The sequence below is a fragment of the Paenibacillus sp. UMB7766-LJ446 genome (assembly GCF_030226665.1).
Classification (GTDB): Bacteria; Bacillota; Bacilli; order Paenibacillales; family Paenibacillaceae; genus Paenibacillus; species Paenibacillus vandeheii.
The window spans coordinates 50,852-77,645 of sequence record NZ_JASOYM010000018.1 but is presented as its reverse complement, the minus strand read 5'-3'; the positions used below and the strand labels follow the sequence as shown (position 1 = coordinate 77,645).

Here is a 26,794-nt window from a genome sequence, read left to right as displayed (position 1 = left end):
ATATCTCTCCTTGGAATCCTGAATTTGAAAATGCAGCGGGCAGGCATATGCCTGTCCCCTGCACTTCCTTGTCATGCTATATTCACTTTACAATTAGATTACAGAGAATTCAATACGATTCGATGTGTATCTCTTGCAATTACCAATTCTTCGTTCGTAGGAACGACGAGAACGTCCACTTTGGAATTTGCGGTTGTGATACGACGTGGTTCTCCCGAGCGAATCGCATTCAGCGCTTCATCCAGTTCAACGCCTAGGTACGTGAGCTGCTCACATACTTTTTGGCGAAGAACAACGGAGTTTTCACCTACACCAGCCGTAAATACAATCACGTCTACACCGTTCATTGCTGCTGCATAAGAACCGATGTATTTACGCAGACGGTATTCATACATCTCGAATGCAAGCGTGGAGTTGGCATCGCCAGCCTCCATACCCTCCGTAATTTCACGCATGTCGCTGCTGATGCCGGAGATTGCAAGAAGTCCGCTATGTTTGTTCAACATGGAGTTTACTTCGCTCACGCTTAGTTCTTCCTTGTTCATTACATAAGGTACAATTGCCGGATCAAGGTCACCACTACGTGTTCCCATCATCAATCCTTCGAGTGGAGTCATCCCCATGGAAGTATCTACGGATACGCCGCCCTGCACAGCAGTTACGCTACCACCATTACCGACGTGGCATGTGATGATCTTCAGATCTTCCAATGGACGATCCAGGTATTCAGCTGCTGCCTTGCTTACGTAATCATGGGAAGTACCATGTGCGCCATAGCGACGAACCTTATACTTTTTGTAAAGCACACGTGGAATGGCATACAGATATGCTTTTTCCGGCATCGTTTGATGGAAAGCCGTATCAAAGACCATGACCTGTGGTACGCCCGGCATATTTGCTTCAGCCGCACGAATACCCATCATTGCTGCAGGGTTATGCAGTGGAGCCAGATCGAAAAGGCGGCGGATTTCTGCTTTGGAAGCAGTATCGACCAAGGCCGATTCCTTAAATGCTTCACCACCATGAACCACACGATGTCCAACAGCCTGGATTTCATCCACAGAACCGAGCACACCGTTTTCTTTGTCTGTCAGGATGTCAATAACTTTACGAATCGCTGTTGTATGTTCCAAAATTTCGCTAACTTCGGTAACATCCTCACGGCCCGTTGGTTTGTGTGTCAGAATGGAAGAATCCATCCCGATCCGTTCTACCAGACCTTTTGCCAATACGGATTCATCCGTCATGTTATACAATTGATATTTGAGCGAGGAACTCCCCGCATTAATTACGAGTACTTTCACAGCCGATCACCATCCTTGTCGTACTTGAAGAATCCTTCGCCTGTTTTGACACCCAGGTGTCCTGCACGCACCATTTTTTTCAGGACCGTGGAAGGACGATATTTCAACTCACCGAATTCACGGAACATTCTTTCGAGTGCAGCTTCTACCGAATCCAGTCCGAAACGGTCTGCCATCTCAAGTGGTCCGTGCTGGAAGTTATATCCGATACGCATAGCGTCATCAATATCTTCAGCGGAAGCGACACCTTCCTGCAATACATGCAGTGCTTCGTTAATCAAAAGACAGATCAGTCTGGACGTAACAAATCCAGGCGATTCATAGATCATAACGCCTTTTTTGTCTGCTACTTCTTCCACAAAACGTCTAGTTTCTTCAAATGTGGAATCTGAGGTTTTCAGACCACGAATAATCTCTACAAGATCAACCCGGGAAACCGGGTGAATAAAGTGCATACCAATAACACGCTCTGGGAATTTGGTCGAGCTCGCAAGCTCAGTCAAACTCAGCGTGGATGTATTACTTGCAAGAATAACGTTGCTTGGGCAAACTTGGTCGAGTTGACTGAATACCGCTTTTTTCGCGTCCAGATCTTCGGAAATGGTCTCAATAACCATATCGCAAGATCCGAGTTCAGCTAAATGAGCAACTTTGGTAATACGGGAGAGAATCAACTTTTTCTCCGCTTTCGTAATAGCCCATTTCTCCAGTTGTTTGTCAAGATTGGTCTCAATCATGTTATATGCATGATCCAGCTTCTCCGTCGTATGCTCCACCAGAAGCACATCAAGTCCTTTGGCTGCAAGCATCTGGGAAATACCTTGTCCCATCGTGCCGCCGCCGACAACTCCTATCTTTTTGAAAAACATGGTTCTGCTCCATCCTTTCGGTTCTCTATTTCTATATTGTACCCTGTTCGCCGAAAATTACAAATTTCGACCCAACATATAATAATATCTTAGCACGAGTGAAATGTAAAAAAAAATAACCGACATAAATAAATTATGCCGGTAGAAGGGCGCTGTCACGAAATTGACAACGAAATTGATCGCCAGACAACACTTCTTCCCTGAGTAGCGTGTCGAGGGAATTGTCGAATATTGTCCGCTGTTCTTCAAGCAATTGTTTGGTCTGTTCCATCAGGTCTTGCAGGATCAATTTGTTCTCCCGCATCAACTCTTCCGTCGTTACCATATCCATATTAACAATACCCAACGAAGTAAGTCCGGAAGCCATCATCGTCTGTACCACATTCGTTGCTTGTTCAAAGTCATTACGTGATCCTGTACTGCGTCCACCGTAATACATTTCCTCTGCTGCCGCACCACCGAGGGCAATCATGATCTGCTCTTCCAGGAAACGCTTTGTGTACAGAAATTGTTCTTGCTGCGGGTTATGACGTACATATCCCAGGGCCTGTCCACGCGGACTGAGTGCAACCTGACTCACACTGCCAGGACGAACCAGTTCAGCCATAATGGCATGTCCCAATTCATGAATAGCCACTCTTTTTTTCTCTTCCACGCTGGATTCGCGGTCCGTCTTCTCACCCATCATTACTTTATCAATCGCAAGCGACAGATGACGCTGTTCAATGTTGAGCAGACCGTCTCTCATCGCATAAATTGCAGCTTCGTTCATCACACTTTCCAGCTGTGCTCCAGAGAAGCCATAGGATTCTTCGGCTGTCTTCTCAAGATTTACCCCTTCCAAAAGAGGCTTATTGACTGCATGCAGCTCCAATATGTGTTTTCTGCCTTTTTTATCCGGCAAGTCCACCTGAATATGACGGTCAAAACGTCCTGGACGCGTCAGCGCGCTATCCAGCATTTCTTTTCGGTTTGTAGCGGCGATCACGAGTATTCGCGGTGTTTCGGAAGAGTAGATGCCATCCATTTCCGTCAACAGCTGATTCAGCGTCTGATCATATTCACGCTGTTGTCCACCTTCCCGTTTTCCACCGATCACATCAATTTCATCGATAAATATAATGGCATTTTCTTTATTTTCTTTTGCAGCACGAGTTCTCGCATCACGGAACAAATCCCGTATTCTGCCGGCACCCACACCGACATACATTTCAACAAACTCACTGCCTGAAGCAGCTACAAAAACAGAGTCGGTATAATGAGCAGCAGCTTTGGCCATTAAGGTTTTGCCTGTTCCAGGAGGACCTGTGAGCAGGATCCCTTTCAAAGGACGAATACCAAACTTCTGAATTTCCTCATGTCGAATGAGAAAATCAAGCGCTTCCCGCAGCTCCTGCTTCGCACTTTCCTGACCGCCAATTTCTTCAAAAGTCAGCTTGGACGGTCCTTTTTTCTTGCGTTTGCGTTCCTGACCCGCACCCACCGTAATTCCACCACGCATTTGCATCATGAGCAGCAAAGCTCCCACAATCATTGCAGCGATCAGAATGGGAATCATGTTTACACCGATAAAAGCGAGAAAGATAATTAATACGGGTACAAATCCAATGGCAATTTCTTTCGTCCATTTAGGCATTTGGCCACACTCCTATCTGACCGGGCACACGCGGCAGAATAATAAACTTGCTGGCATCTCCATCTCTGAGGCTGACATATACATTATTGTCATCCATGGCTGTGTTTACCTTGATCCCATTCGTAGCCATTTTAGACAAGGTCGGTGTAATCTCGGTGTATTGTTTGCTCTCCATAGCCTGAGCTACGGTAAACATGGCGCTACCCCACCAGCTTTCCAGCGCTTCGTTGGAATGATCCACGACATCCAGCTTCAACGAACGAGTGCCAATCAGGGTTTGTCCTTCTTTGTGAATATATTGTACCAACCTGCCCAAATCAACATCCGGCTGCAGATCGAGTTTCAACTGTACATCATTGTGGTTAATAGTTAATTGTACATCATTGACTCCATCGTACTGGGTAACCATCTTTTCAATTGGGCTTTGCACAGCCACATGACGATACACAAACCAACCTCCAAACAACACAACGGCTGAAATGACGGCAGTCAGAGCAATAGGCAATACTTTTATCTTCAAGTGAGTTACCCCTCCTATAATTTGGCCCATTCTATAGCTTGTAGGCAAGAATATGAATATGTGTACGTAAAGTCCTGTGATGTGTCTAACAGGATTTATTTGTGTATGATGTATCCTTGAATACATATTTGAGTATATCACATCGTATATACAATATCTAAGGCGAAAATATGAATAAATTATTAATTTTAACTATTCAAATCCAAAATGATCAAGAAAACACGTCAAAGAACCGGTCCAGTCGGGTTTCCGTCTGCCGGTTCTTTACTGTATTCTTTTTAGAAAATAGTACGTCTGCTGATTCTAGCTATTCGGAATCGTATAGACCAGGTCAACCTGTTCCCCGTTACTAAAGCGGTAAAAGCGGTAATAATTGTGAGTAGCATCGTTATAATACACTTGCCATACATAGATTCCATTCACAACACCTGGCATGATTCGTTTGATCTCCCCGCCTGGAACTTCAGAGCTGAACCGATTTCGAATCTGTGCTTCAGACATGCCGTTCTTCAGCAGTTCACTGTGCACCGCATTGGTCCCTGTCACAGGCTTGTTATTTTCATCAAACTTGATCCACACCAATACATCCTGGTTATCCTTATTTTTACCGATCAGGGTCCAGTATATGTTGTCTCCGCCGTCTTTTTGACCCCATACATACTTACGCAGGTCTTCGTGTGACGTAATCCCAACCTGTTCCTGGGCCGCCTGTATGGCCAACGCCTCTTCCTTGCGCTGATCCTGGGTAACATAGACATAATAACGCTGAAGTCCAAACAGAATCAGAACCAGGAGCAGCAGCGAAATCCATATCCACTTCTTTTTTTTCTTCAAAAGCCGAACTTCCTTTCCCTATGACGATGCTGTCCTTGGAATTAACGGGCAAGCAGACCGTCAAATGCCAGTTGAGACTCACGCAAAATACGCTCTTCATCCATCGTAAGACATTCGCCATGTTTAACCACTTGTTTACCATCCACCCACACATGCTCTACATCTTTGGCTGATGCGGAGTATATGGTATGGGAAATCAGATCCGTATGCGGATAGAAATGGGCTTGTTCAATATTCAAGGCGATGAAGTCAGCCTTCATGCCTGTTTGCAGTGCTCCTGTATTGTTCAGGAATATGGATTTGGCACCATACGAAGTTCCAAGCAGAAGTGCTTCCCCTGCTGGCACTGCGGTAGGATCACCGGACACACCTTTGTGAATCAAAGCAGCAAGTCTCATCTCTTCAAACATATCGAGGTTATTGTTACTTGCTGGTCCATCTGTTCCGAGGGACACGGTCACCCCTGCTTTCAGCAGATCAGGTACTCGTGCAACACCCGAAGCCAATTTAAGGTTACTGCCTGGATTGTGGGAAACTGCTACATCATGTGATGCAAGAATTTCGATCTCTTCATCATTCAGATGTACCGCATGTGCAACCAGAGATGGACGGGAGAAAAATCCTAGCTTCTCCAGATGTGCAACCGGACGTTGACCGTAATCAGCCACGTTCTGTTCCACTTCACGAAGCGTTTCAGACATATGCGTATGCAAAGGCAGATTCAGGTCATGAGCAACCTGTACCAACTTCTCTATGTAATCCGGAGGGCAAGTGTAAGGTGCGTGTGGAGAAATTACGGTTGTAATTCTTCCGTCTGCTTGTCCATTCCATTGACGAGCAAATGCTGCGGATTCTTCCAGCTTGCGCTGTTGTTCTTCCGCTGAGCAAAGTCCGATTACCCCTCGTGCCAGAGCAGCCCGAACGCCGGATTGTTCCACCACTTTTGCAACCTGATCCATATGATCATACATATCCAGAAACGCTGTTGTTCCACCTTTCAACATTTCAAGTACGGAAAGTGATGTGCCCCAATATACGTCTTCAGACGTCATTTTGGCTTCCATTGGCCACATTTTCTCCTGCAACCATACTTGTAATGCCAAATCATCTCCATGACCTCTCAGAAGCGACATGGCCGCGTGACCATGCGTATTGATCAGACCCGGCAAGAAGAGCAGTCCTTTTCCATCCACCTTTGTCAGACTTTCGTCTCCTTCCGGCAAAGTCTCACCAATATGCACAATCTTGTCATTCTCGACAACCATGTAACCTTGAACCACTTTCCAATTCGTGCCCTCACTCACGGCAAATTTGCCGTTGTGAATTACCCATCTATTTGTCGTCATCTTCCTCGTCGTCCTTTCCGTTCTCCAAATAATAAGCAAGGCTAAGCAGATCCGTCGTAAAATCGGCATGATGAATGCGAATATGCGGCGGGGTCTTCAGGATCGTTGGCGCAAAATTCAGAATCGCTTCAATTCCTGACTCAATCAACTGATCGGCAACATTTTGGGCTTCCGTATCCGGAACCGTGATAATCCCTATACGAATGTTATCTTTTTTGACCGAATCCGTTAATTCATTCATCGGTTGCACCGTCAGACTGTTAATTTGACTTCCAATCTTCGGACCGTAGGCATCAAATACAGCGACAATCTTCATGTTGTCTTTGAGGTAGGCATTGTAATTGGACAAGGCGTGTCCCAAATTACCTGCTCCGACAAGAGCTACATTGATCTGCTGGTCTATTTTCAGAATATGGCGGATCTTCTCGATGAGATATGAAACGTCATATCCGATCCCTTTACGACCAAAGTCACCGAAGTAAGCCAGGTCTTTACGAATCTGAGCCGGATTCAAATCCAGTCTCAATCCAAGTTCTTGTGAAGAAACCGTATTGACTTCGCGCTGATGCAGTTCATTCAAATAACGCAAGTAAACAGGCAATCTTCGCACCACGGCTTCCGAAATTTTATCTGATTTCATTCATTGCTCCCCCTTACCAAGGCCACGATAGATAGATGAAAAGATGAGCACCCTGTCTAAAACGATGCAAAAAGATGACTGAATTAAACAGGATGCTCTTTGTTATATAATGGATAATTGCTTGAATTACTTCTTTAATCGCTTACTCACTATTCATGAAACGAATGAATGATATTGCTCAATTTTACCGCCAATTAGTGGCTTCATGCAATCATATAAGCTACAGAGCATAGCTGTTATTGCTGTTCATCGGTTGGTCTCTCAAGCCATTCCGAAATACGAGGAACCATCTGCTCTGTAAGCATGTGTTCCATTTTGGGACCTGGTAATGAATATAAAAAGTACTTGCCATAATATGCTTCAATGACACGTGTATCGTATACAATCACAATACCTCTGTCTTTACCCGTACGAACCAGTCTGCCGAATCCCTGTTTGAAGCGGATAACGGCTTGCGGCACGGACAGCTTCATAAACGGATTTTTCTTCTGTTGCTGCAAAAGCTCACTCTTCGCTTCAACTAATGGATGATTGGGTGGCTGGAACGGCAGTCTGACAATCGCAAGACAGGTCAGAGCCTCTCCAGGAATGTCCACTCCTTCCCAGAAGCTGCTTGTGCCAAGAAGTACAGTTGCTTTCGCATCCTGGAAGCGGCGTGTAAGCTTGGAACGGCTGCCGCTGTCCACCCCTTGCCCGAGCAAAGAGATATCATTACCTGACAAGGCCTCCTTAAGCGGGTCATAGACCTGGCGCAGCATGCGGTAGGAGGTGAACAACACCATCATGCGTCCACGAGTCGCGATAGCCGTTTCCGCGAGCGAATGCACGAGCATATCCACAAAGTGGGCATCACCTACACTGCCCTTCACACTTGGGAAATCACGCGGAATGACGAGCAGGGCCTGTTCGCGATAGTTGAATGGTGACGGCAGCATGGATGTCAACAAGCGGTTATTCTCGGCAGCTTCCTGCAAGCCCAGCTGTTCGATCATGAATTGAAATGACTTGTCAACCGAGAGCGTAGCCGATGTAAGCACAACGCTTTTCTTTTTATCAAAGAACATATCCTTCAATTGCGCACTGACATCGACAGGAACGGCATAGAGCTGCAGTGATTTACTGCGGAACTGGCCGCTAGCCTCCATCCAGTACACGGTATTGGCATCATCCATGCGCATGAAGAAACGCAGATTATCCTTGATCGTTGCCAAGTCCTTGAGCAGTCCTGAGATATCCATAATCAGACTATCGGACTGATAATCATCCTGATCTTCTTTCACTTCAAGCAGCAGCTTGTCGCCTTTACGAATCAAATCGCCTAGGGTTACATAGATTTGGTTTTCTACATCCTGTAATTCCTGCCATTTGGCCGGTTTTTGCGATGGCTTCAGTCTAAGTGAAAATTGTCCAGTCTCGCCTGGAGAAGCATCGCTACGTTCAGGCAGCAGGCCGAACAGTGTATCGCTTAGTCGATCCCATATCTCCTTAACTTCAACGGCAAGCGGGAACATCTGATCAATCATGGAGCCCCACTGTACCGAATTTTCATGACCCGACAGTTGAGAACGAAGCATCGGAAGTTGGCCATTACGGCTATCTTTAAACAGTCGGGTCAATATATGAACCAACGTAAAATATTTCATGTGAAGACCAAGATGCTTACCTGCTACATCCTCCAGATGATGTGCTTCATCAATGACAAGACTTTCGTAGGCTGGCAGCAGCTGATGTGCTGCTTTGACATCCGTAAACAATTTCGAATGATTCGTTATGACGATATCGGACAGCCCGGCTTCATGTTTGGCCCGATGATAGAAACATTTACGGAACCAAGGACAGGAGCGTCCAAGACAGGATTCAGACTCACTCTGTACCGTCTCCCAGAAGTCTCCACCGCGCCCGCTTAGATTAAGCTCCTCGTCGTCTCCAGTCTCCGTCTGGGTAAGCCAGACAATCATCTGAGCTGCTGTAAAATAATCCTCTTTCGGTGTAGCGAATTCACGTTTATTGATTTTATGCTCAAACTTACGCAGACACAGATAGTGCCCACGACCTTTGAACACCGCTGCCTTGAACGGGAACGGAACCACTTGGGTCAGCATAGGAATATCCCGCTCTCTCAATTGCTCCTGCAGGTTGATGGTATGTGTGCTGACCATGACTTTCTGTTCCTGTTTCACACTTTCATAGATGGCAGGCAACAAATAACCAAGCGATTTGCCAGTACCCGTTCCAGCTTCAATCAATAGATGCTTCTCTTCATCCAAAGCTTGTCGTACACTGCTGAACATCTGAGTTTGCGCCTCACGCTCCTCATAATGGTCCAGCGTCTCCTTCAGGTTATCTCTAACCTGATCCATAAACTGCTCGAAACTTACGTTTTCCAGCGGGTTACCCTCCCGCTCATCACGTGGTGAACCTATATCAGTCCAGTCACTCACGTTCAGGGCGAGCTGGCGATAATACGTATGACCATCCAGGTCCTGAATCGGCTCTGATTCCTTCTCAGTACGCATTCCGTCGAAGAACCAACCCAAGTCACTATCTTCTGGCGCAAACAGATCACTGAGGCGCTGAATCGTGATCAGAGGCAATGCACGCAGCTCATCGAGACACTTCAGTAATACAAAAGCTGTCGCAAGAGCATCACTGTCTGCCTGATGAGGGCGGTCATGCTGAAATCCGAATTCTGAAGACACATATCCGAGTTGATAAGAGCCCAGTGACGGGAACGTGATCTTCAGGAAATCAATCGTATCCAGAATACGTCCGGTGAACGGCAGGTAACCGCAGCGATCGAGTGCATTTTGAAGAAAGTGAAAATCAAAAGCAACGTTGTGCCCAACAAGAACAACATCGTCGAGTAGCGGAACCATCTCCATCATCATCTCTTCCAATGAGGGAGCATCCGCTACATCTTCATCAGTAATACCGGTTAACCCCGTAATAAACGGAGGAATCGGTACACCTGGGTTCACATAAGAACTATATATTTGAGTTATGCTGTAGTCATGATCTATGATGGCAAGTCCGGCTTGTATAATCTCACCGTCGGACTGCGTGCCGGTTGTTTCGAAATCCAATACGGCAAATTTCATTGCAATGTACGGTCCCTTCCATTCCAGTCTATGTTACAGCATAGCAAAAAAAAGGGCATTTGAAAATTAACTGACAAAAAAGGCGGTGTCCCCTCCGCTATGCCAGAGGAGGGAACACCGTCTTTATGCCGCCGAATGGCCCTTAATTTAAGGCTGTCAGCTGATTTGCATATTGCAATTTTCCGCTGTTTAATCGACAGGCTTCCATGTTATACAGCGGTTCGGTCAACGTCGGGTCATACTGAAGCGCCTGCGCAAATAGTGAACATGCACCTTCAGGATTCGCGAGTTTAGCCTCAATACAGCCCAGGACGTTACATACAAGTCCCTTCAATCTCGGCGAACCGTTCAGATGCATAATCCGCTGCAAGTGTATTCCAGCTTCCTCGGTTTGTTCCAGGTTAAGATGAGCAAGCGCCAGGTAAAATCGAGTCAATGCACTTTCTGGATAGTCGGTCACAACCCTGGAAAATTGCATAATAGCCTGCGGGTACATTTGCAGTTTGAAATAACCCTGACCGCGACTGAAACACTCCAGATGCAGTTCTGGCAGTGCGGTAACAGCTTCCTGTTCAGGCTCAAGGGAGGCGGGCTTATCTTTATCCAATTCCCGTTCCCTTACCTGGCTCATTTTTTCTTCAAACATCAGCCACTCATCAATCATCCCGTCACTCATCCGCTTGAGCAAATTCCACTTTTGCAGCAATTCCTGTTTGTTTAGGCCTTCAGCAGAAGGGTAGCGCTTGATAATTTCATCTAACATGTCGTTCATTTCTGCGAAAACATGCTGGAACATCGATGCATCCCCACCCTTGAAAAAATGGATTAGTGCAGTGACCTGTACTCATTTTTTGTAGAATGGGTCGATTTCATTCCCCTTACCAGTCGATTACATAATCGTCGCATGAACTTCGTGCTTCATTGTTTGCACTGGTTTATTCTGTCCATCCACAAATACAACCGTAGGTTTGTGATTATTTGCCTCTTCTTGAGACATCATTGCATATGAAATGATAATGACGGTATCGCCAGGCTGTACCAGACGGGCTGCTGCTCCATTCAAACAGATGACTCCACTTCCACGTGGCCCTGGAATGACATAGGTTTCCAGACGGGCACCATTGTTGTTATTCACAATTTGTACTTTCTCATTTTCCATTAGATCAGAAGTTTCCATGAGATCTTCATCAATGGTAATGCTACCCACATAGTTCAGGTTTGCTTCTGTAACGGTTGCCCGGTGAATTTTGGATTTCATTAGTGTTCTAAACATGGGACAGCACCTCCGATTTTTGCAGTCTTATATTGTCAATCAATCTGGTTTTGCCGAATTTTACTGCAAGTGCGATCAGCAGATCGTCCCGGCCATGAACCTTTTCATGATCCGCAAGTGGCTCCAAACTTGGAAAAGCCTGAATTTCAGCATAATCAATCACGGCCATTGGTGAACGTTCAATATTCTGGCGCAATATGCCGCGGATATCCGCTGCTGTCATCGCCGTCCCTGCATCTACAGCTTCCTGTGCCACACGCAGTGCCTTGGACAGAACAAGAGCTTCCTGACGTTGTTCTGTGCTGAGGTACACGTTCCGAGAACTAAGCGCCAAACCATCACTTTCACGGACAATAGGACATGGTACAATCTCTACTGCCATGTTCAAATCGTTAACCATCTGTTGGATCACAGCAACCTGCTGTGCGTCCTTCATGCCGAAAAATGCACGCTGCGGTTGTACAATATTAAACAGCTTCGAGACGACCGTAGTTACTCCGTCAAAATGACCCGGACGGGAAGCACCGCATAAGCGATCCGTTAAACGGGAAACCGATACGGTCGTTTGTGTAGGCTGTGGATACATCTCTTCAACAGAGGGAATAAATACGATATCCACTCCTTTTGCACGTGCTGTTTCCACATCTCTGGCTTCATCCCTAGGGTAACTGTCAAAGTCTTCATTGGGACCGAATTGAATCGGATTTACAAATATGCTCAAAACCACGATATCACTTTGTTGTTTGGCCGCATGCATCAAACTTGCATGGCCTTCATGAAGAAATCCCATCGTAGGCACAAGTCCTACAACCGACTCTCTGGACTGAATCGACTGACGTTGCAAGCTAAGTTCTTGTCTTAATTCTGCGATTGTCCGTATCACTTTCATACGTTGGTCTCCACCTTTTCTTTACGTTGTCCGTACAGTTGATCTAGAACGCCGTCAGCAGCGGTAAATACATGCTCTTCAGCCGGGAACGAGCGGTCCTTAACTTCTTTCACATAGGACTCAATGCTATTGCGAATTAGTGTACCTACGTCTCCATACGTTTTGACAAAGCGTTTTGGCGTGTATGGGGAAGCATACTGAACTACATCATGGAATACCAGTACCTGACCATCACATCCTCTGCCTGCGCCTATACCAATTGTTGGAATAGTCAGTTCTTCCGAGATCGCTCTTGCCACTTCTTCAGTGACCAATTCCAGTACAATGCCGAAAGCTCCGGCCGCTTCAAGCGCCTTGGCTTCGTCCATGAGACGTCGGGCATCTGCAGCATCCTTGCCCTGAATGCGATAACCACCAATTTGATTCACGGATTGAGGAGTCAGTCCAATATGTCCAAGAACTGGCACACCAGCTTGAACAACCGCTTTTACCGTATCTGCGATTTCGAGGCCGCCCTCCATCTTGACCGCATGTGCATGTCCTTCCTGCATCAGGCGACGGACACCTTTGAGTGTCTCGTCCACGCTGCCATGGTACGTCATAAAGGGCATATCAGCAACGATAAACGTATTTCCCGCACCACGCACTACAGAGCGTGTATGGTACACCATATCGTCAATAGTAACAGGTAAGGTAGAGTTATAACCCAGCACCACGTTCCCCAGTGAATCACCCACCAGAATCAGATCGATACCTGCTTCCTCAGCCAATTGAGCTGTCGGATAATCGTAAGCTGTAATCATACTAAGCGGCACGCCGTCCTGCTTATATTTTTTCATTTTCACAATATTCAATGCTTGTTTATTTGCCATTTTTCGTCATGGCTCCTCTCATCTTTTCAATTTAAACGCAACAAAAAAACCTTTTAGTTTCCACTAAAAAGTCCCGAAAAGTCAAAAAAGAGTCACTTGCGATCGTCCCTTCTGTCTCGGTCCTCTTCGGCTCAGAGCAGAATCCAACAACTCACTTTATTCATTTATTACCATTCCTGCCTTGTCACTGCAACAAATGTGAAGCAGAACAAAGCATACTATTGCCGGAGTGCAATTCGGTCTATAATAGCCGATATCGCCTCACGAACACAGTATACCAAAGTTCTGCCCAAAGTTCACGTCTTATGTTCATTTTGACGGTGTAAATTCGACAAATTGTTTAATTTACCAATGAAACTTCACCAGAGTAAACCGAGACACGCTCACCGTTTGGCTTCTCCACAATCAATGCTCCAGAAGGATCAATGCCCATTGCTGTACCTTCGATGATGCCCTGTGGATTAGCCACCTTAATTTCACGATTCATGGATACGGACAAAGCTTCCCAGAGTGAAGAGATCACACCGAAGCCTTCTTTTTGATACAAAAAATATAAACGCTCCAATTCCGAGAGAATGGCCGCTGCAAGTCTAGTCCGGTCTATGGTTTGTCCCGTCTCAATTTTGAGTGAAGTTGCAATGGATATCAAATCTTCAGGGTAATCCTTCGAATCAAAGTTAACATCAACACCTATGCCCGCTACACAATAACGCACTTCGTGATCTTCAACAGTTGATTCAAGCAGAATCCCACATACCTTCCGACCAGCTATCAAAAGATCATTAGGCCATTTGATCCCAGCATCTGCGCCTGTATATGACCGAATAGCACGACACACGGCCACACCCGTTAATAAGGTCAGCTGTGGTGTATTTTGCAGAGCAAGTTCAGGGCGCATAAGAACGCTCATCCAGATACCTCTCCCGGGTGGGGAGAACCATTTACGTCCAAAGCGGCCTCGCCCTCCCGTCTGTTCTTCCGCCAGAACAACTGCTCCTTCGCTCTGCCCTTGCTCAGCCATCTGCTGAACATCACCTTGGGTGGACAACGTGGAATTCAGGATTATGGCTTTCCGGCCAAACACCGTTGTTTCCAGTGCCAGCTGTAGCGCAGTGGCATCAATGCTGTCCGGTTTCGTGACCAAGCGGTACCCTTTGCGTGATACGGCTTCAAACTCATAACCCATGTCACGCAGTTTGTTTACGTGCTTCCACACGGCTGTTCGGCTAATGGACAGGTTGCGACTGATCTCTTCACCAGACACAAACTCCCCCTCTGCATTCAGCAACATATGTAACAGATCCTCATGCTTTGTCATCTGCAGCCACCCGCTTTACTTCGTTGGTCAGCATATCATGCTGATTCGCTATATTTCCGATCGCAGTCTCTCTTAGGAGATGTTTCATCAGTTGTCCCAGCCATGGTCCGCCCTTGCGTCCAAGTTGCTGCAAAACGTTCTCACCCGTAATATGCAGATCTTTCAGTTCATATACCTTCATGGATTGACTCCATTCAGCACCTCGGGACTGTATTACAACAATCTGTTCTTCGTGCAGCACATTATGTTCTCGCCAGCCTGTTGGAAGCAGTCGTTGAATCATGAGCCAGTCCTCTGTCGCCTGACGTCCGCTAGAGAGCACAGTTACAATCCATTCTGAACGCAGTGCCTCTTCATCCTTCTGCTCTTGTACGACAGCCTTGATTAACTGTTCGACCTGGAGAACTCCACTAATGCGGGAACGATCATCATTAGAAAATGTCCATTTTCGAAGTAAAGCATCTGCTTCATCCCTGGTATAATGGCCGGCAATCAGCAGCAGGGACCAGCGTAATAATACATTTTCTTCTACCAATTGTTCCATATTGGACAGGAGGTCTTTATTGAATCGTTCCATGCGGATTGGTGCCTTCACATGCTCCAGCGCCTGGCTTCGAAACAGCAATTCCAGACCGTGCAGCGGATGTGGGCCTGCCATCATTTTCGCCATTTCGGTACGTACTCTTTCCATGGCGATATGTTGTAGCAGATCCTTTTGTCGAATTAGCCCCTTCCAGGTGTTGTGGGCAATTTTAAAATCAAATACCGAAGCAAAACGAACACACCGAAGCATCCGCAACGCATCTTCACCGAAGCGCTCAGTCGCCAATCCCACACATCTGACCCGTCCATCCTGAATATCCAACTGTCCACCAAAAGGATCAACGATATTTCCGTCCCGATCCACAGCGAGAGCATTCATCGTGAAGTCACGCCGCTGCAAATCCTCTTTGACATCCTGCACAAAATGAACGGCAGCAGGTCTTCGATTATCCTTATATTCGGATTCGGTGCGAAATGTTGTAACCTCAAAGTAAAAGCCTCCTGAACGAACAGTAACCGTTCCATGCTGGAGGCCCGTAGGAATACAATTTGCGAATAATTCCATGACTTGCTCAGGGGAAGCTGACGTGGTGATATCCATATCATCCACGCGACGTCCCAGCAATTCATCACGCACACAACCACCTACCCAGTAGGCGTCGTACCCTTTATCATTTAATGTCCGCAGCACCTGTTCACTTTGTCTTGCCATTTCAGGATCTACCTGTGTCCATTGAACCACTTATTATCACCTCATAACTACGTGTTGCTTGGTGTGGCTTACACAGATATATTTCCGCGATGGAACCATCCGATCTAATAATCAGCCACAAATCGGCTTCAGATTCGGAACTTCACGTCCCAGCACGCGGTAGTATATTTGTTCATATTGATGCCGAATGGCATCATTGCAGAAATCATGGTGTGCCCGTTTCAAGCACGCTTCTCTGAAATCCGCTATTAAACGGTCGTCCGTCAACAAACGAATCGTGTTCTCCGCCATTGATTGTGTGTCGCCGATTGGAGACAAAAATCCGGTCTTGCCGTGCAATACCAGTTCAGGGATACCCCCTGCCTGTGATCCAATGGTAGGGACACCACAAGCCATGGCTTCAAGTGCCACAAGTCCGAAGCTCTCTTTCTCCGACGGCAGCATCAACACATCAGCCATTGAAATGACTTGCGCAATATCATCCTGCTTACCCAGAAAATGAACCTTGTCATTCAGTCCAAGCTCATTAATCTTCCATTGAATCTTCGGCAAATCTGGTCCTTCTCCAACAAATAACAGTTTGGAAGGTACCTGTTCCTGTACCTGACGGAACACCTCCACCACATCCTGTGTTCTCTTCACAGGGCGGAAGTTGGAGATATGCATCAGTATTTTTTCGTGAGGAGCTGCGAAGTCTCTACGCAGACTTGCTGCATCACGTGGATAATAGATTCTTTTATCAATAAAGTTATAGGTCAGGTCGATGGGACGTCTAATATCCAGCAAATCGATTGTTTCACGAATCAAATCCTGTGATACTGCCGTAACAGCATCGCTCTCGTTAATGGCAAGTCGAATCAAATCCTTCAACGACTCATCCTGTGCCAGTACGGTAATGTCTGTTCCGTGTAACGTTGTTACCACCTTTAAATCCTCACCAACCATTTGCTTTGCCAAAAAGGCACATACCGCATGTGGCACCGCATAATGGACATGTAGCAGATCCAACTTCTGTGCTTTGGCTACTTGCGCCATTTTCGTGGCCAATGAGAGATCATATGGCGGATAACGGAAGACGTAATAATCATTGACCTCAACTTCATGATAAAAAATATTTTTCTGGAATGTACCCAGTCTGAACGGGATACTATTAGCAATAAAATGAACCTGGTGACCCTGTTCGGCAAGCAATTTGCCCAGCTCCGTTGCGACAACGCCAGACCCTCCGAGGGACGGATAACAGGTAATACCGATTTTTAGCTTTTGATCCATCCGGTGGACGCTCCTTTAATCTCCCGCTTGTGCAGGTTGATGTAATGCAACGGAAATGCAATTGATAACTAATTTATACGAGCAAGTTCGATCATTTTATGACTTGGCTGCTTGGCCAAATTGATGAACTACATAAGGTGTAATGCTAGCGAATCCTTCTGCATAAGGAATAAGGCTCCGCTGTCCCAGTAAAGAATCCCTAGCTCTCACACGTTCAATATACCCTTGAGTCAATGGAGTGGCAACTGCGCCTTCTCCCAATTCGAACTGGGAACGATAACTACGCAATGAATTTTCCTTTTGCTCATAGTGTTCCGTAATATCCACAATCAAATCCGTTGGTCCGATATCGTTAATGAAGTAAAAATACAATTCTTTCACCTGCACTGCGGGCATGTCTGGCTTATAGTTTCTAAGCTTGGCATTGAATACAGCCTCCTGCACCAATTTGCTGCACATTACATGATCCGGATGGCGATCCTCCCAATATGGCGCAAACACGATACGAGGCGCATGACGGCGTATCTCCGCCGTCACAGCCTCTATGTGTTCAGGAGTAATATACAGCCCGCGATCAGGCAAACCGAGATTGCTTCGACACGAAAGACCGAGGACGCGGGAGGCTTGCTCCGCTTCCTCGGCTCTGCGCTCTACTGTCCCGTTGGAAGACATCTCTGCCCGGGTCAGATCACACACGCCTACTTTCAGTCCCGCTGCAGTATGTTTGGCAATCGTTCCTGCCATCCCAATCTCTGCATCATCCGCGTGTGCACCGAATATGAGAATGTCCAAACTCATTGAGCATCACCCGAATTCAATCCACCCTCAGGCTTGTATTTATGTACAAGCTCTCTCCAGCCAAAATCACCGCGATCCAGTGCTTTAACTAGAATCTCTGCAGTTGCAATATTCGTGGCAAGCGGAATCCCCTGTACATCGCACAGACGCAGCAAAGCGTTAATATCTGGTTCATGCGGCTGTGCCATCAATGGATCGCGCAGAAAAATAATCAGATCCATCTCATTTTGCGCAACCAAGGCTCCGATCTGTTGATCCCCGCCCAGTGGACCGGATTCAAACCGATGGATCTGTAATGAGGTTCCTTCCATAATACGAAGACCTGTTGTACCAGTCGAATATAGTTGATGGTCTGTAAAAACATTTTCGTAGGCTGTCACGAAGTTAACCATTTCTTCTTTTTTGCGATCATGGGCAATAAATGCTATTTTCAACATGACAATCTCCTTTTAGTGTGTGTTCAAAAAGTCAGGTTTTCAGCACCAAGAAGGTTGGATGAAGCTAGGGACTGAGTAGCGGAGCGTAGGCGAACCTACGTGAGCAACGGAAGGCCCGGCTGAATTCAAGATTCGATGTTGTATCCGCTTCTCGAGTGACCTCGTGATCAAAAGTTGACTTTTTGAACTACCTCTTTTAGTCGATAAAGTGATCAAATCCGTAGATAAGTCCTGTATATTCCATAACCTTCTGTACACCAATTTTAACACCAGGCATATAACCTGCACGTTCATAGGAATCATGGCGAATTTTGAGGGATTGGCCAAAGTCTCCAAATACGACTTCCTGCTGTGCAAATACCCCCGGCAGCCGTACACTATGAATTCGGAATCCATTATAATATCCGCCTCGTGCTCCTTCGATCGTCTCTTCTTCGTTCGGATTGCCCTGACGAAGTTCCTCGCGGTTTGCTGCAATTAACTCGGCTGTTTTAATTGCTGTACCTGAAGGAGCATCCAGCTTCTGATCGCCGTGATATTCGATAATTTCCACATTCGGCATATGTTTGGCAGCCTGCGCAGCAAACCTCATCATCAGAATAGCACCGATCGAGAAGTTCGGGGCAATTAACCCTCCGATGCCTTTGTCCTGACACTGCTTGTCCAGCTGTTCAATCTGCTCCGGCGTAAAGCCGGTAACCCCCATAACAGGTCTGACTCCATGACGAATGGCAATCTCTGTATGGGCGAAGGCGTATTGTGGGACTGTGAAGTCTACCATAACCTGTGGTTTAGTCTCTGCAAAAGCCATCTCGATATCATCGGTCAAAAGCACCCCACATTCAGGCAGACCAACAAGCGTTCCGGCATCCGTGCCTGCTCCGGAGCGGTTGACCGCTGCTGCGAGCTCCAGATCAGGATCTTGAAGCACCAGTTTCACTACTTCACGGCCCATCCGGCCAGCCGCTCCGATTACGGCCACTCTTATTACTTCACTCATCTTGGCTGCATCTCCTCACTATGTTAGTTCGTTTGGTTGAATCCATTTCAAACGATCTCCATTTGAAATGGATTCTTATTGAATGGATTTCATACGCTGCTTAATTTCCTGTAATAATAGATGCAGTTGCTCATTCTGCGGGTCTAGCAACAATGCGTTACGAACGGACTGGGTTGCAAGGTCGAACTCATTTAGATCACTGTAAGCAAGAGCAAGCATGATATGCGCTTCCACGTATAACGGGTCAAGCTTAACTGCCTGTTTCAGCAGATCCGCCGCCTTAACATATTGTTCATGCGTTTCGTTCCCGGCCTGTTCAAGCAATGCCTTGGCCTGAGTGCTTAACTGTTTGGCTTCCAGGGTCTGCAGATGCAATACGTATTCCTCAAGCCCCTGAGACAGTTCAACAGCCTTGCGCGCATATTCGAGCGCTGGACCCAGGTGCTGACTGCGGGCATGTGTAATGGAACAACGATAATAGAGCTCTGCATGTTCAGGGTGAGCATCAATGGCAGATTCAAACCAACGAATCGCCTGCTCAAAATCATTTTGCAAAATACAGCGGTAAGCATGCTGCAAGTACTCTTCCGGTTTCATCATCCAAGCTGTCCCTCCCCTATTGAGGTGATGGTACAGCATATGTAATCTACGCCTAATCGGTGTTTTTTGGCGTCCACCGATTTGCATCGCGTGTGTTAAATTTATGCATGACTTTGTCGTGCGCCTCTGCCAGGTCGATCCCGAGAGAATTCGCAAAACAAATCGTGATAAATAAAATGTCCCCGAGCTCAAGCTCAATGGAATTGTCTGCTTCGGAAGATTTTTTCGGTTTCTCACCGAACTCGTGATTCACTTCCCTTGCAAGCTCTCCCACCTCTTCAGACATACGGGCGAGCATGGCCAGCGGGCTGAAGTATCCTTCTTTGAACTGGGAAATATACAGATCAACCTCACGCTGCATTTCTGCAATGCTTTTCTCCATGAGAACGGATTCTCCTTTTGAAATTGTGTCGTATTTGTTCCTAATATATCAGTTATTTAGATTCACTTCCACCATCAGAAACGACAAATCATTTTTAAAGAATCGATAAACAGGTATACTAAGATGGGAATGATTGCTTTCTCATTCTAATTTGTAAAATGGAGAGGGAACTTATGAGCACTTCCAAAACCTGGGTTCAATTCAAATTGATTCTCCCCATCCTATTGGGAACGGCATTATATGCCTTTGGACTTCTGTACTTCATTATCCCCAACCAGCTCATGGAAGGCGGCGTAACCGGGATTACGGTCCTGCTGAAGTACGCGTTCAACATCTCTCCTTCACTTACAACCTTGGTTGTTAACATTCCGCTCTTTCTGGTGGGACTCAAGATTTTGGGCGGCAGACAGATGATTTATACAGGCGTGGGTATTGGAGCGCTTACGTTGTTCCTCTGGTTATTTGAAAAAATGATTCATCTCGGCTGGATCGAACCGCTACATACAGAGAATGACCTTTTACTCGCAGCGCTTTACGCCGGTGTTACACTCGGTGCAGGCCTTGGCATCGTATTCCGCTGGGGCGGAACGACAGGTGGCTCTGACATTATTGCCCGCATTCTCAATCGAAAGTATGGTTGGAGTATGGGACGTGTGCTGCTAGGTATCGATTTCATCATTATTGGCATCTCTCTCGTTTACATTCCCAAAGAAAAAATACTGTATACCCTTGTAGCTGTATTTATTGCCTCTAAAGTAATCGACTTTATTCAGGAAGGAGCGTATTCGGCCCGCGCATTTATGATCATCAGTGACCACGCACCCGAGATTGCGGATTTGATTACCCGTGATATGGATCGCGGCGTCACGCTAATTCCCGCCATTGGAGCATATTCAAAACAGGCCAAGCATGTTGCATACTGTGTCATTTCCAGGCAGGAATTCAGACGTTTGCAAACGATTGTGCGTTCCGTCGATCCCAGAGCTTTTGTTATTATTAGCGATGTCCATGATGTGCATGGAGAAGGGTTTAAGGAAAGCTGACCGTGTATCTCTACAAAAAGAAAACCTCTCTCCCCAAGAAAAAAGCCATCAGATGGCCTTTCTTGTAGATAGAGGTCTTTTTCATATCGTGATGGTAGAAAAGGAGCTACCGCCGGAAAGGAAAAATCCCTTGCTGCTGCGCTCGATACTTACGATACCCCGCATAACTCAGCACGGCTATAATTGCGGAACTAATGAGCAATCCGGCTGCCCTCCGGTCTGGTCCCTGAACAAACGGCACAAAGGCGCTCTCATCCTTTTCACGACCAAACAGCTTGTTTACCAACTCTTCACCATGGGCTACCATACTCTTCAATTGTGCGATGTCAGTCTGCTTGGCCGCAGTCAGCCCCTTTGTATGAGACAACCAGGCGTCCAACTGGGCGATCTCGTAAGGTTCTCGGCGAATCATTGCCGCAGGCCGGATCGTCTCGTAGTGCTCCTCCAGCAAGGCGTAGCGGCTTGCTATGATCGCGGTGCTTAACTGCTGATCTGCTGCAGTGGATAGCGCATCAATATCATTTTTTACGATTTTATAATACTGGAGCCATAAGGGTTTGGCTGGGTTGGCAAGACTGTCCGCCGCAAGTCGAAGTTTGGCAGAGGCCTGCTGGAGAGAATTATCATCACTTTTCACCCTAACGGCAGCTTCTTTCACTTCAACAATGGTCTCGGATAGGGCATGAATGCCTTCTACTGTCGTCTGGCCCTCAAAGGATATATGCTCCAGACCTTTACTGATTCGCAAAATACTGCCTCTAACCTCTTCAATATCATTATCCAAGGCATGTCGATACAGCAGGGCCGCTTCTTCATTTAATTGTTTTATTGAATTTTTGGCTGATACTTGCTGATCTGTATTTCCGTTCGCACTTGTACTTTCCGCCGATACGCTGTATGACAAGTTCGTCCAGAACAGTAGAGTCATGAACGACACCACCATCAATCCAGTTTTGATCCTGAACGTTCTCTTCATGGACATCCCTCCCACCATCAATGTATGGCAGGGGAGAGTTCCTTAGAACAAGCTTGCGTTATGAATTCAGGCCCGTTTGGCCTGTCTCAGTGCAAGCCACGCACTTAGAATGCTCACTAGTGTCAATCCGACGGTGAAATTGCGTACACCATCCAGATGGTCCATGAGCGATGCAGGCAGCCAAGGGAAAATGTCATAGGTATAATCCATCGTATCGTTTAGCAGCGTCCACAAGGCAGCAATCACCAAAGCCCCCCAACGGAACCCAAAGAATCTAACATACAAGAGCGCTTCAATAGCCATAGCACTATGAGATGCAATCAACATCCAATCCTGCCAATGTTGTGCCCCCCCCTGCATCCAGCCTGCAAAAATGATAGATACCGCCCATACACCGTACTTTACCGAAGTGACCACAGCAAGTGCCTGGATGACATGTCCAATTCGATTCAGGACCATCGATTTTGGCTTGTACAATACCCACAATAAAGATAACGTGAAGAACAAACTCGCTGTGGGACTGTCTGGCACAAACACAATCTGCCACAGTGGTTGCTGTGCCAGCGTATACTCCATTTGATCCCCGTACCATATGTATCCGTATACAGTTCCTAATGCGTTACACCAAAACAAGAGCCACAGGAAATAACGATTTGTTAGAAATTCCCGACTCCAAAAGTACGATAAAGCCACGTTCTCTGCCCCTTCCATCCTATGTGTTCTGCGTTCCAAAGAAAGGTGTTGCGAAAAACTCCTCAAAAAAACCTGACCGCATAAACGATCAGGTTTCACTGCTTATTTCGATTTTACTGTTCTGCCTTCTGTTTCGCAAGCCATTCCGCCAGGTGATTGATGTCATCATCCGTCAACCCTTGGGCAATGGCGTTGTCGTACTGAGCAGGCATGCTGTTATATCCTTCTTTGATAATCGTCAGGATTTCTTCCTGGCTGTGTTTGTCACCCACACCACGTAGAGAAGGTCCACCTGCTCCCTTCAAATCAGCGGCATGACATCCGATACACCCGGCCTTTTTGAAGGTATCCATTGCAGGGTCATCCTTCTCGACGATCGCCACTTCTTCTTTTTGACCTGGCGCATTGGAGGTAGGCAGACCCTGCAGATGTTTCTCCAGCGCTTCTTCCTCACGCTGAATATGTTCCGGCTTCTTACCGCTTGCTTCCAACTCATGCTCGTAGTGTGTCCACGCAACATTGGTCAGGTAGAATACGGCCATCACTGACAAAATCATCAGCGATGATGCAATCGGACGTTTGTAGAACCGTCTCTCCTTGCCTGTATCCAGAAACGGGGCGAGCAGCAGAGCACCGAAAGCGACTCCACTGACTCCAAGTACCCCCAACAGGACATAATCCCCTGAGGCATATGGGTATTTCAAATACTGATACAGAAACAGGAAATACCAGTCCGGCATCGGGATAACTGATGCACTTGGATTGGCCGGATAGCCCAGTGGTGCAGGCTCCGAAATCGTTAGTACCAAAATACCAACCAGTACAACGACACCAACCATCCATTCTTTCAGCAAGAAGTTAGGAATAAAAGCCTCTGATTTGCCGGGATACGCCGTGTAATCCGGTGGAGTTATAAACCCCGCTCCTTTACGGACGCGTGAGTCCCCGACGAAGATAATCTTTTCCTGGTCATCTGACTTGTGTCCGTGAGCCATGTCGATTCCTCCCTTCTCAGATTATAGTGGTCCCGAAATGCCCTGTCTGCGGATCATAATAAAGTGACCGACCAGAAGCACCAGAAGCACAGCCGGAAGGAAGAAGACGTGCAGGGCAAAGAACCGTGTTAACGTCTGTGCACCTACAATGGTTCCGCCTTGCAGGAATTCCTTAATGATCGGCCCCAGCCAAGGAACCGTATTCGCAATCTCCAGGGTAACCTTGGTTGCAAAGTAGGCTTTGTTATCCCATGGCAACAGGTACCCTGTAAGCCCGAGACCCAGCATGACAAAAAAGATCAGCATGCCGACAACCCAGTTCATCTCGCGCGGTGCTTTGTAAGAGCCGGTAAAGAACACACGCATCGTATGTAAGAACATCATAACGATAACCAGACTGGCTCCCCAATGGTGCATTCCGCGTACAATTTGGCCAAAGGCTACTTTGGTCTGCAAATACTCGACACTGGCGTAAGCATTAATAATATCAGGCACATAATACATGGTCAGGAACATCCCTGACAAAATCTGAATAACAGTGATAAAGAACGTCAATCCACCAAAGCAGTACACGAATGCGGAAAAGTGATGAGCCGGGTTTACGTGCTCTGGAACTTCATGATCCGCAACGTCCCTCCAGATTGGCGTGATATCGAGACGCTCGTCAATCCAGTCATAGACATTTTTAAACATCTGCGTTCACGCCTCCTATTTGACTCGGGTGTTCGGAATAATGTCGCCCAGATAAACCCAACCCTGATCCTCCTTAACCACATACTCATCCAGCGGCTTCGGGGCTACGGCAAGATTCTTGCCTTCTTTGGTATAATGCGCACCATGACATGGACAATGATATTCGTCGGGAAATTGCTTATCACTATTCCAACCTACGGTGCAGCCCAAATGTTTACAAATGGGTGAAAGCGCATAGATTTTGCCCTGTTCATCTTTCCTGATCCAGGCGATTAACGAAGCATTGCTCAAATACCAACCATCTTGCTGTTTCAGTTCAAACGTAAATTCTTGAGGTTCATTCGTAATTTTGCTGATTTCCGCTACTTTGACAGAGGTGCCTTCTCCCTTGTGCTGCAAAATCGGGTCCACCGCAAAACGGACCATGGGGAGTATTGCACCGGCGGCCATGTAGGCTGTAGCTCCACCAAGCGTGTACGTCAAAAACTGCCTGCGTGACATTTCCATGCGGCTTGGCAATTTCATCGAAGCTTCGTGCTGGTCATGCTCACTGCTCATACTGTCTCCAACCCCCTTTTTCAGCCAACTCTCTCAATCGTTTTCATTATCAGAAATTCCACGACTTACTAGAACATACATAATCATATAGTAGCCCTAGAACACCGTCAAGAATTTGTCACACATTTTTAAGGTTCATTTGTAAGCGTTATTAAAAAAATGTTGGTAAATTGTCACATTTGTCACATGAAGGTCATCTTTTCCATAACTCACGGATTTTCTCCCCAACAAAACGCGCAATCCCCTCTTCTCCTACCTCTTGGGATAAAATGGAACGGCTTAATGCCAGATCTGCTGAAGTTATTTGGCTCTGTTCCAACACACCATCAGATGACATTATAACCACATATTTGAAACCTGAAGATTTGAGTTGTTCGGATAAGGTATTTAATGCCATTGACATATCCGGACCAGCATAATGGAATGCAGGGTAAGTCATAATACGTCCTTTAAAAGGAATCTCCACCAGATCCAAAAAATCTCTAAGCCGCTCCAACGCCTCGGTTGCTTCAACCGGAGACTGCTTTCCCGTCAGGGCTGTGTATGGAATAAGGCATGTATCCAGATAGAGTTGCAGTTCCGCCCAGCTGTCTTGAGTCATCTCACTGAATTTCAATTCCCTAATTCCCCTCTCTATCCATTTTATTCCCATATTATATATGAGCTTATATTATAAATCCAGAGATTCATCCTTTACCCGTGTATAAATTATAGTGAACACAAAAAAGAAATGCGTTTTTCACGCATTTCCTGTGTTTAATTTTATTTGGATTTGCTCATCAGTTTATGGCCTTCAGTTCATCCGTCAGATTCCGGAAAGCTACTTCGTCTCCGGTAGCTAATGCCTTATCGATTTCCATATACAGCTTCTCGCTGCGCTGTTTACGAAGCGCGTCGTCCCACACCATCTCAGCAGCCAGCCCCAACATGACTTCATACGTAACTTTCATTTTATCCAATAGGATGCACCTCCAAAACGGATTTAAGAGCTCCTATACTCCTTTCCTTTGGCAACATAACCTAGTGTAGTCCTCGACATCCGCTCAAGATCTGCATCAGTCAACTCACGTATCACTTTGGCAGGTGTGCCCAAAGCAAGGGTATAGGGCGGAATTTTGGTATTTTCAGTAACAACAGAACCGGCCCCGATCAGCGTATATTCACCAATTTCGGCTCCATTGAGAAGGATAGCGCCCATACCAATCAGCGAACCTGTTCCAATACGACATCCATGGATAATCGCAGAATGCCCTACAGACACATCGTCGTCCAAAATCAAAGGCTGATTCATGTTGACATGTCCAACAGCATTATCCTGTATATTACATCGTCGTCCAATCACGATGGGTGCCAGATCAGCGCGCAGCACAGCATTGAACCAGATCGTAGATTCTTCACCCAGTGTCAGATCACCAATAAGTTTGGCTCCTTCAGCCATATATACCGAAGGGTGTAACCGTGGTTGCATACCTTTGTATGGAATTATCATAAGT

Annotated in this window: 29 protein-coding genes; 1 reads left to right on the top strand and 28 read right to left on the bottom strand. The window is 46.5% G+C overall.

From position 1 onward, the window contains the following. Positions 1 to 98 precede the first annotated feature (98 nt). The 20 genes from QP794_RS30320 to QP794_RS30225 all read right to left on the bottom strand — a co-directional run bounded on the left by QP794_RS30320 (position 99) and on the right by QP794_RS30225 (position 20,343). Positions 99 to 1,304, bottom strand: coding sequence for an acetate/propionate family kinase (locus QP794_RS30320; RefSeq protein WP_079349388.1), 1,206 nt, complete (start codon positions 1,302 to 1,304; stop codon positions 99 to 101). After that, a complete protein-coding gene (locus QP794_RS30315) occupies positions 1,301 to 2,173 on the bottom strand; it encodes a 3-hydroxyacyl-CoA dehydrogenase family protein (protein WP_024630618.1) in 873 nt (290 codons plus the stop codon). The genes QP794_RS30320 and QP794_RS30315 overlap by 4 nt, the downstream gene beginning before the upstream one ends. A 133-nt stretch (positions 2,174 to 2,306) precedes the next feature. Further along, positions 2,307 to 3,809: an AAA family ATPase gene (locus QP794_RS30310; RefSeq protein WP_024630619.1), complete on the bottom strand. Its 1,503-nt coding sequence runs from the start codon at positions 3,807 to 3,809 to the stop codon at positions 2,307 to 2,309. Then, the gene (locus QP794_RS30305; RefSeq protein ID WP_079349389.1) at positions 3,802 to 4,329 is read right to left on the bottom strand and encodes a hypothetical protein; all 528 of its coding nucleotides are present in this window, start codon (positions 4,327 to 4,329) and stop codon (positions 3,802 to 3,804) included. Before QP794_RS30305 ends, QP794_RS30310 begins: the two co-directional genes overlap by 8 nt. A 303-nt stretch (positions 4,330 to 4,632) precedes the next feature. Continuing rightward, on the bottom strand, positions 4,633 to 5,163 hold the full coding sequence (locus tag QP794_RS30300) for a cell wall elongation regulator TseB-like domain-containing protein (RefSeq protein WP_079349390.1): 531 nt from the start codon (positions 5,161 to 5,163) through the stop codon (positions 4,633 to 4,635). Between the two features lie 41 nt (positions 5,164 to 5,204). Further along, positions 5,205 to 6,509 (bottom strand): amidohydrolase, encoded by a 1,305-nt coding sequence (locus tag QP794_RS30295; protein ID WP_285080483.1) that lies wholly within the window; start codon positions 6,507 to 6,509, stop codon positions 5,205 to 5,207. Then, positions 6,496 to 7,149, bottom strand: a complete 654-nt coding sequence (locus tag QP794_RS30290) for a redox-sensing transcriptional repressor Rex (RefSeq protein WP_053780717.1) — start codon at positions 7,147 to 7,149, stop codon at positions 6,496 to 6,498. Before QP794_RS30290 ends, QP794_RS30295 begins: the two co-directional genes overlap by 14 nt. A gap of 236 nt (positions 7,150 to 7,385) precedes the next feature. Continuing rightward, the gene (dinG, locus tag QP794_RS30285; protein WP_285080481.1) at positions 7,386 to 10,247 is read right to left on the bottom strand and encodes an ATP-dependent DNA helicase DinG; all 2,862 of its coding nucleotides are present in this window, start codon (positions 10,245 to 10,247) and stop codon (positions 7,386 to 7,388) included. Between the two features lie 142 nt (positions 10,248 to 10,389). Then, positions 10,390 to 11,019: a tetratricopeptide repeat protein gene (locus tag QP794_RS30280; protein ID WP_256984489.1), complete on the bottom strand. Its 630-nt coding sequence runs from the start codon at positions 11,017 to 11,019 to the stop codon at positions 10,390 to 10,392. A gap of 117 nt (positions 11,020 to 11,136) precedes the next feature. After that, on the bottom strand, positions 11,137 to 11,520 hold the full coding sequence (gene panD, locus QP794_RS30275) for an aspartate 1-decarboxylase (RefSeq protein ID WP_024630626.1): 384 nt from the start codon (positions 11,518 to 11,520) through the stop codon (positions 11,137 to 11,139). Next, the gene (gene panC, locus QP794_RS30270) at positions 11,513 to 12,409 is read right to left on the bottom strand and encodes a pantoate--beta-alanine ligase (protein WP_285080478.1); all 897 of its coding nucleotides are present in this window, start codon (positions 12,407 to 12,409) and stop codon (positions 11,513 to 11,515) included. The genes panD and panC overlap by 8 nt, the downstream gene beginning before the upstream one ends. Next, positions 12,406 to 13,281, bottom strand: coding sequence for a 3-methyl-2-oxobutanoate hydroxymethyltransferase (gene panB / locus QP794_RS30265; RefSeq protein ID WP_285080476.1), 876 nt, complete (start codon positions 13,279 to 13,281; stop codon positions 12,406 to 12,408). Before panB ends, panC begins: the two co-directional genes overlap by 4 nt. Before the next feature lie 340 nt (positions 13,282 to 13,621). Further along, on the bottom strand, positions 13,622 to 14,599 hold the full coding sequence (locus QP794_RS30260) for a biotin--[acetyl-CoA-carboxylase] ligase (RefSeq protein ID WP_285080474.1): 978 nt from the start codon (positions 14,597 to 14,599) through the stop codon (positions 13,622 to 13,624). Next, positions 14,586 to 15,884, bottom strand: a complete 1,299-nt coding sequence (locus QP794_RS30255; protein WP_285080472.1) for a CCA tRNA nucleotidyltransferase — start codon at positions 15,882 to 15,884, stop codon at positions 14,586 to 14,588. Before QP794_RS30255 ends, QP794_RS30260 begins: the two co-directional genes overlap by 14 nt. An 81-nt stretch (positions 15,885 to 15,965) precedes the next feature. Continuing rightward, entirely contained in the window at positions 15,966 to 17,126 is a 1,161-nt protein-coding gene (gene bshA / locus QP794_RS30250; RefSeq protein WP_285080469.1) for an N-acetyl-alpha-D-glucosaminyl L-malate synthase BshA, read from the bottom strand. A 96-nt stretch (positions 17,127 to 17,222) separates the two neighbouring features. Beyond that, complete coding sequence (bshB1, locus tag QP794_RS30245) at positions 17,223 to 17,924, bottom strand: bacillithiol biosynthesis deacetylase BshB1 (RefSeq protein WP_285080465.1); 702 nt, start codon at positions 17,922 to 17,924, stop codon at positions 17,223 to 17,225. Continuing rightward, positions 17,921 to 18,361 carry a methylglyoxal synthase gene (gene mgsA, locus QP794_RS30240; RefSeq protein ID WP_024630633.1) on the bottom strand — a complete coding sequence of 147 codons (441 nt, stop codon included), beginning with the start codon at positions 18,359 to 18,361 and terminating at the stop codon, positions 17,921 to 17,923. The genes bshB1 and mgsA overlap by 4 nt, the downstream gene beginning before the upstream one ends. A gap of 196 nt (positions 18,362 to 18,557) precedes the next feature. Further along, positions 18,558 to 19,361, bottom strand: a complete 804-nt coding sequence (gene dapB, locus QP794_RS30235; protein ID WP_024630634.1) for a 4-hydroxy-tetrahydrodipicolinate reductase — start codon at positions 19,359 to 19,361, stop codon at positions 18,558 to 18,560. Between the two features lie 75 nt (positions 19,362 to 19,436). Then, entirely contained in the window at positions 19,437 to 19,961 is a 525-nt protein-coding gene (locus QP794_RS30230; RefSeq protein WP_285080463.1) for a tetratricopeptide repeat protein, read from the bottom strand. A 52-nt stretch (positions 19,962 to 20,013) separates the two neighbouring features. Continuing rightward, positions 20,014 to 20,343 (bottom strand): nucleotide pyrophosphohydrolase, encoded by a 330-nt coding sequence (locus QP794_RS30225; protein WP_024630636.1) that lies wholly within the window; start codon positions 20,341 to 20,343, stop codon positions 20,014 to 20,016. A 173-nt stretch (positions 20,344 to 20,516) separates the two neighbouring features. On the opposite strand from QP794_RS30225, the gene QP794_RS30220 reads away from it, so the two are divergent. After that, the gene (locus QP794_RS30220) at positions 20,517 to 21,386 is read left to right on the top strand and encodes a YitT family protein (protein ID WP_094936983.1); all 870 of its coding nucleotides are present in this window, start codon (positions 20,517 to 20,519) and stop codon (positions 21,384 to 21,386) included. 106 nt (positions 21,387 to 21,492) lie between these two features. Here the strand turns inward: QP794_RS30220 and QP794_RS30215 are convergent, their stop codons facing one another. The 8 genes from QP794_RS30215 to QP794_RS30180 form a co-directional block, all read right to left on the bottom strand. Then, a complete protein-coding gene (locus tag QP794_RS30215; protein WP_285080458.1) occupies positions 21,493 to 22,362 on the bottom strand; it encodes a sporulation protein YpjB in 870 nt (289 codons plus the stop codon). Between the two features lie 66 nt (positions 22,363 to 22,428). Then, the gene (locus QP794_RS30210; protein ID WP_285080456.1) at positions 22,429 to 23,055 is read right to left on the bottom strand and encodes a DUF1405 domain-containing protein; all 627 of its coding nucleotides are present in this window, start codon (positions 23,053 to 23,055) and stop codon (positions 22,429 to 22,431) included. Positions 23,056 to 23,168: 113 nt separating this feature from the next. After that, positions 23,169 to 24,050 carry a menaquinol-cytochrome c reductase cytochrome b/c subunit gene (locus QP794_RS30205; protein WP_285080454.1) on the bottom strand — a complete coding sequence of 294 codons (882 nt, stop codon included), beginning with the start codon at positions 24,048 to 24,050 and terminating at the stop codon, positions 23,169 to 23,171. A gap of 21 nt (positions 24,051 to 24,071) precedes the next feature. Next, positions 24,072 to 24,743, bottom strand: coding sequence for a menaquinol-cytochrome c reductase cytochrome b subunit (gene qcrB, locus QP794_RS30200; protein WP_017687726.1), 672 nt, complete (start codon positions 24,741 to 24,743; stop codon positions 24,072 to 24,074). Positions 24,744 to 24,758: 15 nt separating this feature from the next. Next, complete coding sequence (locus QP794_RS30195) at positions 24,759 to 25,301, bottom strand: QcrA and Rieske domain-containing protein (protein ID WP_079349401.1); 543 nt, start codon at positions 25,299 to 25,301, stop codon at positions 24,759 to 24,761. 193 nt (positions 25,302 to 25,494) lie between these two features. Then, a complete protein-coding gene (locus tag QP794_RS30190; protein WP_285080446.1) occupies positions 25,495 to 25,917 on the bottom strand; it encodes a DUF2487 family protein in 423 nt (140 codons plus the stop codon). A gap of 163 nt (positions 25,918 to 26,080) precedes the next feature. Next, positions 26,081 to 26,260, bottom strand: coding sequence for an IDEAL domain-containing protein (locus QP794_RS30185; protein ID WP_024630643.1), 180 nt, complete (start codon positions 26,258 to 26,260; stop codon positions 26,081 to 26,083). Positions 26,261 to 26,283: 23 nt separating this feature from the next. Further along, the gene (locus QP794_RS30180; RefSeq protein WP_079349403.1) at positions 26,284 to 26,790 is read right to left on the bottom strand and encodes a gamma carbonic anhydrase family protein; all 507 of its coding nucleotides are present in this window, start codon (positions 26,788 to 26,790) and stop codon (positions 26,284 to 26,286) included. Between the last annotated feature and the right edge of the window lie 4 nt (positions 26,791 to 26,794).